Here is a 6800-nt window from a genome sequence, read left to right on the forward strand (position 1 = left end):
GGGCGTGAAGCAGGCGACCCTGGATGCCGAGGGCGCGGTCTCGGAGGCCGTGGTGCGGGAGATGGCGGCGGGGGCGACCGAGGGCAGCGGCACCCACATCGCCGTGGCCGTGAGCGGCATCGCTGGACCCGATGGGGGCAGCCCTGCGAAGCCGGTGGGCACGGTCTGGATCGCCTGGCGCTGGGCCGAAGGCCAAGTGACCGCCCGTCAGTTCCTCTTTCAGGGGGACCGGGAGGCTATTAGAAGGGCCACGGTGGCTGCCGCCTTGGAGGGCTTGAGGGACGGGCTCCCTTGAGGTTTAATCTCCCCAGGCCTTGACTTTTTATCCAGTACTGTATATAAATACAGACACCGGCAAAATCCTGGGTACAGCCCTGTACCGCTGCCGGGGACGGGCCTTAAGAGATGCCGCAGCGATCTCCCCTAAGCACCCCAGTGAATACCCCGGATACCCAGCCGGCCGGCGCGCGCCTCTTCTTCGCCCTCTGCCCGGACCAGGGTGCTGGGGATTCCATCTATAAGTCCACCCGCAACGCGGTCCAGGCCAGCGGCGGGCGCCCCACTTCCCGCGAGAACCTGCACATCACCCTCGCCTTCCTCGGCAACGTGGCCGCGGACCTGGAAGCGCGCGTCGCCGCGCTCGCCACGGACACGGCGGCGGAGGTGGCGGCCGCGCCCTTCAGCTTCGACCTGGACGAGATCGGCTACTGGCCGGGCTCGCAGGTGCTCTGGTACGGCTGCCGGCAGACCCCCGACACCCTGCGCGAGCTCGCCATGCAGCTGCGCCGCCGGCTCCAGGCCGCGCGCCTGCCGCCGAAGGCCGACAAGTTCGTGCCGCACGTGACCTTGGCGCGCTGGGTGCGCCACGCAGGCGCGCTGCCCGCGGCGGTGCGCATCCCCTGGGAAGTGCGCGAGTTCGTATTGATGCGTTCCGAGACCCTGGCCGCCGGCGTGCGTTACACGCCGCTCGCGCGCTGCACGCTCGGCAGGCAAGCCTCACTGCTCTGAATCAACTGTGGAATAATGGCAACAGAAGGATAATGACGATGAACGCGATCCTGAAGGTGGTTCCGATGGACGACAACCGCAAGAAAGCCCTGGCCGCCGCGCTCGGCCAGATCGAGAAGCAGTTCGGCAAGGGTTCCGTGATGCGCCTCGGCGATCACGCCGCCACCCGCGAATTCGAAGTGGTCTCCACCGGCTCCCTGACCCTGGACATCGCCCTCGGCGTCGGCGGCCTGCCGCGCGGCCGGGTGGTGGAGATCTACGGCCCGGAATCCTCGGGCAAGACCACGCTCACCCTGCAGGTGATCGCCGAGATCCAGCGCAAGGGCGGCACCGCCGCCTTCATCGACGCGGAGCACGCCCTCGACCCGGTCTACGCCGGCAAGCTCGGCGTGAAGGTGGAGGACCTGCTCATCTCCCAGCCGGACACCGGCGAACAGGCCCTGGAGATCGCCGACATGCTGGTGCGCTCCGCCGCGGTGGACGTGGTGGTGGTGGACTCGGTGGCGGCGCTCACGCCCAAGGCCGAGATCGAGGGCGAGATGGGCGACCAGCACATGGGCCTGCAGGCGCGCCTCATGTCCCAGGCGCTGCGCAAGCTCACGGCCAACATCAAGCGCTCCAACACCCTGGTGATCTTCATCAACCAGATCCGCATGAAGATCGGCGTGATGTTCGGCAACCCCGAAACCACCACCGGTGGTAACGCGCTGAAGTTCTACGCTTCCGTGCGCCTGGACATTCGCCGCATCGGCGCGGTGAAGAAGGGCGAAGAGGTCATCGGCTCCGAAACGCGCGTGAAAGTGGTGAAGAACAAGGTGGCGCCGCCGTTCCGCCAGGCCGAATTCGAGATCCTGTACGGCGAGGGCAGCTCGCGCGAAGGCGAGATCATCGAACTGGGCGTCGCCCAGAACCTGATCGAGAAATCCGGTGCGTGGTACAGCTACAAGGGCGACCGCATCGGCCAGGGCAAGGAAAACGTACGTCAGTTCCTGCGCGACAACCCGAAGATTGCCGATGAGGTCGATCGCGAACTGCGTGCACGCCTGTTGGTGAGCGCCGGTGGCGCCATGACGACTTCCGAAGAAGCCGTAGAGGAAGCCTGAGGATGTCTGAGCGGCGGCTAAGGATTTTGCTCGTCGGCGCCTCGGGCACACTGGGACGTGCAGTAGAGGCGGAACTCGCATCGCGCCACGAAGTGGTGGCTGCCGGACGCAACTCCGGCAGCCTTCGCATCGATCTGACCGATGTCGCCAGCATTCGCAACGCCCTTCAGCAAGCGGGCGAGCTGGACGCGGTGATCAGTGCCGCGGGCAAGGTCACGTTCGCGCCATTGGCGGATTTCAAGCCGGCGGCTTACGGCGAATCGCTGCACACGCTCGGCATTGCCGACAAGCTGATGGGGCAGGTGAACCTGGCCCTCGCGGCACGTGACCATCTGCGCGATGGCGGCTCGATCACGCTGACCACCGGTATTTTGTCCGAGCAGCCGATCGTGGCGGGCAGTTCTGCAAGCCTGGTGAACGGTGCCGTGGAGGCGTTCGTGCGTGCAGCGGCGATCGAGTTGCCGCGCGGTCTGCGCATCAATGCGGTGAGTCCGAATGTGCTGACCGAGGCAATGCCTGCCTATGCGCCGTTCTTTCGTGGTTTTGAGCCTGTCAGCGCGGCGCGTGCGGCGCTGGCGTTTGCGCGCAGCGTGGAAGGGGCGCAGACGGGGCAGGTGTACAAAGTGTTTTGATACCGCTTCTCCCTCCCTGCTCATCGAAGGGAGGCAGCTTCGCGCAGTCATGAAGAAACGCGACGACGATCCCAACGCCAAACCCAAAGCCAGCGCCTACAACAAGGCGCTGGGCTTGCTTGCGCGGCGCGATCATTCCCGCAAAGAACTGCATCAGAAACTGGATCGCAGTGGCTACGCCCGCGACGAGTCCAGCGCGGCGATCGATCGCTTGGGCGAGCAGCATTACCAAGATGACGACCGCTTCGCCGAGGCCTTGATCCGCAATCGCTCCGCCCAGGGCTATGGCCCGATGCGCCTGCGTGCGGAGCTGAAAAGCCACGGCTTGCCCGATGCACGCATTCGCAGCTTGCTGGACGCAGCAGACATCGATTGGGCTGAATCCGCCGCCGCCCAACTGCGTCGCCGCTACCGCACGACAGGCACCACGGACCCCGCCGAGCGCGCCCGACGTGCGCAATTCCTCTTGCGCCGCGGCTTTCCCGCCGCCACAGTACGGGATGTTACCCACGCCGACGTGGACGATGCTGCTGACGAAACCCCTTGAGGCCCCCGCGCGGGCCGGCTGAGGGCCGGTGGCGTCGCCCTGTGGCGCCCTTTTCGTCTTGTGCCTCGAACTCCATGAAAACCGCCGACATCCGCTCCGCTTTTCTCGATTATTTCCGCGCCAAGGACCACACCATCGTGCCCTCCAGCTCGCTGGTGCCGGCCAACGATCCGACCTTGTTGTTCACCAATTCGGGCATGGTGCAGTTCAAGAACGTGTTCCTCGGCAGCGAAAAACTGCCCTATGCGCGCGTGGCCGACGTACAGCGCTGCCTGCGTGCCGGCGGCAAGCACAACGATCTGGATGCGGTGGGCTACACCGCGCGCCATCACACTTTCTTCGAGATGCTGGGCAACTGGTCGTTCGGCGACTACTTCAAGCGCGATGCCATTCGCTACGCATGGGAGTTGCTGACCGTCGTGTTGAAGCTGCCGGCGGACAAGCTGTGGGTCACCGTCTATCACACCGATGACGAAGCCTTTGACATCTGGGCCAAGGAAATCGGCGTACCGGCCGAACGCATCGTGCGCATCGGCGACAACAAGGGCGCGCCGTTCGCTTCCGACAACTTCTGGCAGATGGCCGATACCGGCCCGTGCGGCCCGTGCTCGGAAATCTTCTACGACCATGGCCCTGACGTTGCCGGTGGGCCGCCTGGTTCGCCGGAGGAAGACGGCGATCGCTACATCGAGATCTGGAACCTGGTGTTCATGCAGTTCGATCGTGCACCGGATGGCACGCTGTCACCGCTGCCGGCGCCGTGCGTAGATACCGGCATGGGCTTGGAGCGCTTGGCCGCCGTGCTGCAGCACGTGCACTCCAATTATGAAATCGATCTGTTCCAGCATCTGATCAAGCTGGCCTCGGAGCTCACCAAGACGCCGGATCTCGCCAACAAATCCCTGCGCGTGATCGCCGATCACATTCGCGCCTGCTCCTTCCTGATCGTCGATGGCGTGCTGCCGTCCAACGAAGGCCGCGGCTATGTGCTGCGCCGTATCATCCGCCGCGCACTGCGCCATGGCTGGATGCTCGGTGTGCGCGGCGACTTCTTCTGGAAGATGGTGCAGCCGCTGGTAGAGGAGATGGGCGCGGCGTATCCCGAGCTGGCCGCCAAGCAGTCTTTCGTGGAAGACGCGTTGCGCACGGAAGAACAGCGTTTCGGCGAAACGCTGGAGCACGGCATGCGGGTGTTCGACGAGGTGGCCACCAAATCGGGCAACACGATCGCTGGTGAAGATGCGTTTCGCCTGTACGACACCTACGGCTTCCCTGTCGATCTGACCGCCGACATTGCCCGCGAGCGTGGACTCAGCGTCGACATGGCCGGCTTCGAACAGGCCATGGAGCAGCAGCGTGAGCGCGCACGTGCCGCCAGCCGTTTCGAGGCCAAGGGCCAGATGCCCGCCGAACTGGCCAGCCAGCTGGCGCCGACCGCTTTCCTCGGCTACGAAACGCTCTCCAGCCGCGCCAGCAAGGTGGTCGGCATCGTGCAGGCCGGCAAGCAGGTTGGGCAGCTCACGGAAGGTGAAGAAGGCCTGGTGATCCTTGATCAAACGCCGTTCTACGCCGAATCCGGCGGCCAGGTCGGCGACACCGGCACGCTGTCGAACGGCGCGGGTCGATTTGCAGTGAACGACACGATCAAGATGGGCGGCGTTTTCTTCGGTCACGCCGGTCGCTGGCATGGTGCACAACCCTTGCGCACGGGCGACGTGCTGGACGCCAGTGTCGACACGTTGCGCCGTCAGGCCACGGTGCTCAATCACTCCGCCACGCACTTGTTGCACGCAGCGCTGCGCAAAGTGCTGGGTACGCATGTCACACAGAAGGGCTCGCTGGTGGCGCCGGATCGCCTGCGTTTCGACTTCGCGCACTTCAAGCCGGTTGCTCGCGAGGAGCTGGCCAAGATCGAAGCGCTGGTAAACATCGAAGTGCGTCGCAACGTCGAAGCCGAAGTGCGCCACATGGCCTACGACGAAGCGATCGAATTCGGCGCCATGGCCTTGTTTGGCGAGAAATACGGCGATGAAGTGCGCGTGCTGAAGATGGGCGAATTCTCGACCGAGCTATGCGGTGGCACGCATGTGGGCCGCACTGGCGACATCGGACTGTTCAAGATTGTCAGTGAATCCGGCGTGGCATCCGGCGTGCGCCGTATCGAAGCGGTAACCGGTGACGGTGCGTTGGCGTATGTCACCGAAGAAGAACGCCGCTTAAACGAGCTATCGAACCTGCTTTCGGCCAGCGGTGACGACGTCACTGAAAAGCTGCGTCAATTACTCGACCGCCAGAAGAAATTGGAGCGCGAATTGGAGTCATTGCGCGCCAAGGCGGCGGGCTCGATGACCGGCAATCTTGCTCAATCGGCCCAAGACATCGATGGCATCAAAGTCGTGGCGGCGCGCCTGGAAGGATTGGACGCAAAAGCCCTGCGCGATGGTGTCGACCAGCTGAAACAGCAGCTGACCGATTGCGTGGTCGTGCTGGCAGGCGCGGCGGATGGGCGTGTTTCACTGGTGGCCGGCGTGAACGGCAAAGCAGCCGGTCGCGTCAAGGCTGGCGACGTGGTAGCGCACGTCGCCAATCAGATCGATGGAAAAGGTGGCGGGCGTCCGGACATGGCACAAGGCGGCGGTATCGACAAACCACAATTGCCTGACATTTTGACCAGTACAGTGGCCTGGATCGGTAAACAATTGGCAAGTTGATGCGCCGCGTATGGACCTGCTGTCAAGAATCTGTATAGATTGCACCCAGCGCAGGGGCTCGGCTAGTATCGGTCAGATATCGGTGTCGCTGGTTGCGGTGGCACTGTTTAAGTGCCGAATTGTTTTTCGAAGCAATTCGGCGATTGGAGAGCCGGGGAAGGCGGTAAGGCCTTTGACGGACGCTAACGTCAGAACTGCGTGGTGATGTGCTCAGGGGTGAGGCAACAACATGCAGACGGCCTGTGACCACAAGCATTAAATGGAGTAACAGCTATGTTGATTCTGACCCGCAGGGTCGGGGAAACCCTAATGATCGGCGACGAGGTGACCGTTACCGTTCTCGGCGTTAAAGGCAACCAGGTCCGCATTGGTATCAATGCGCCCAAAAACGTTGCCGTGCACCGTGAGGAGATTTACCAGCGCATCAAAGGTGAGAGCGAGAACGACGGCGGCGCGACCGGCGAGTCAGGCGGACGTTGATTCCCCCTTTACCTGACGGGCAACGGCCGGTATCCTTTCCGGCTCCCGTGATAGCTGTGTGACGCACGGGGACAAAACATGGAGAGATGCCCGAGAGGCCGAAGGGGCTCCCCTGCTAAGGGAGTATAGGGTCAAAAGCCTTATCGAGGGTTCGAATCCCTCTCTCTCCGCCACCCATAAAAAAGCGCCCGCAAGGGCGTTTTTTTATGGGTGGCGGAGAGAGAGGTTTTGATGAGAATCCTTTCGGTTCGACAAATTTGTCTGGAACAAATTTGGACAGCCGCAGGCTGGCCCCGGAGCGCGCAGCGCGGAGGGGTGA

At 63.4% G+C, this 6800-nt stretch carries 7 protein-coding genes and 1 tRNA gene; all 8 read left to right on the forward strand.

All coding sequences use genetic code 11. The features are described 5' to 3' along the window. Positions 1-295: CinA family protein (locus VJR68_RS16900; RefSeq protein WP_324149679.1), on the forward strand; the 295-nt coding region annotated here is incomplete at its 5' end. Between the two features lie 140 nt (positions 296-435). After that, on the forward strand, positions 436-1008 hold the full coding sequence (thpR, locus tag VJR68_RS16905) for an RNA 2',3'-cyclic phosphodiesterase (RefSeq protein WP_324149681.1): 573 nt from the start codon (positions 436-438) through the stop codon (positions 1006-1008). 65 nt (positions 1009-1073) lie between these two features. Then, entirely contained in the window at positions 1074-2111 is a 1038-nt protein-coding gene (gene recA / locus VJR68_RS16910) for a recombinase RecA (RefSeq protein WP_324149691.1), read from the forward strand. A 2-nt stretch (positions 2112-2113) separates the two neighbouring features. Further along, entirely contained in the window at positions 2114-2743 is a 630-nt protein-coding gene (locus VJR68_RS16915; RefSeq protein WP_324149684.1) for a short chain dehydrogenase, read from the forward strand. A 49-nt stretch (positions 2744-2792) separates the two neighbouring features. Continuing rightward, the gene (locus VJR68_RS16920) at positions 2793-3290 is read left to right on the forward strand and encodes a regulatory protein RecX (RefSeq protein ID WP_324149686.1); all 498 of its coding nucleotides are present in this window, start codon (positions 2793-2795) and stop codon (positions 3288-3290) included. A 74-nt stretch (positions 3291-3364) separates the two neighbouring features. Beyond that, a complete protein-coding gene (gene alaS / locus VJR68_RS16925) occupies positions 3365-6001 on the forward strand; it encodes an alanine--tRNA ligase (protein ID WP_324149688.1) in 2637 nt (878 codons plus the stop codon). A gap of 273 nt (positions 6002-6274) precedes the next feature. After that, the gene (csrA, locus tag VJR68_RS16930; RefSeq protein WP_188796865.1) at positions 6275-6481 is read left to right on the forward strand and encodes a carbon storage regulator CsrA; all 207 of its coding nucleotides are present in this window, start codon (positions 6275-6277) and stop codon (positions 6479-6481) included. An 80-nt stretch (positions 6482-6561) separates the two neighbouring features. Further along, positions 6562-6654 (forward strand) — tRNA-Ser (locus VJR68_RS16935). Positions 6655-6800: the final 146 nt, after the last annotated feature.

The sequence above is a fragment of the Dyella sp. genome, assembly GCF_035277725.1.
In the GTDB taxonomy this organism is placed as follows: Bacteria; Pseudomonadota; Gammaproteobacteria; order Xanthomonadales; family Rhodanobacteraceae; genus Dyella_B.

What these genes read in the sequence shown, in the direction of transcription:
- recA (WP_324149691.1), top strand. Translation starts at nt 1,074, where the DNA reads ATGGACGACAACCGCAAGAAAGCCCTGGCCGCCGCGCTCGGCCAGATC.
- alaS (WP_324149688.1), top strand. Translation starts at nt 3,365, where the DNA reads ATGAAAACCGCCGACATCCGCTCCGCTTTTCTCGATTATTTCCGCGCC.
- VJR68_RS16920 (WP_324149686.1), top strand. Translation starts at nt 2,793, where the DNA reads ATGAAGAAACGCGACGACGATCCCAACGCCAAACCCAAAGCCAGCGCC.
- csrA (WP_188796865.1), top strand. Translation starts at nt 6,275, where the DNA reads ATGTTGATTCTGACCCGCAGGGTCGGGGAAACCCTAATGATCGGCGAC.
- VJR68_RS16915 (WP_324149684.1), top strand. Translation starts at nt 2,114, where the DNA reads ATGTCTGAGCGGCGGCTAAGGATTTTGCTCGTCGGCGCCTCGGGCACA.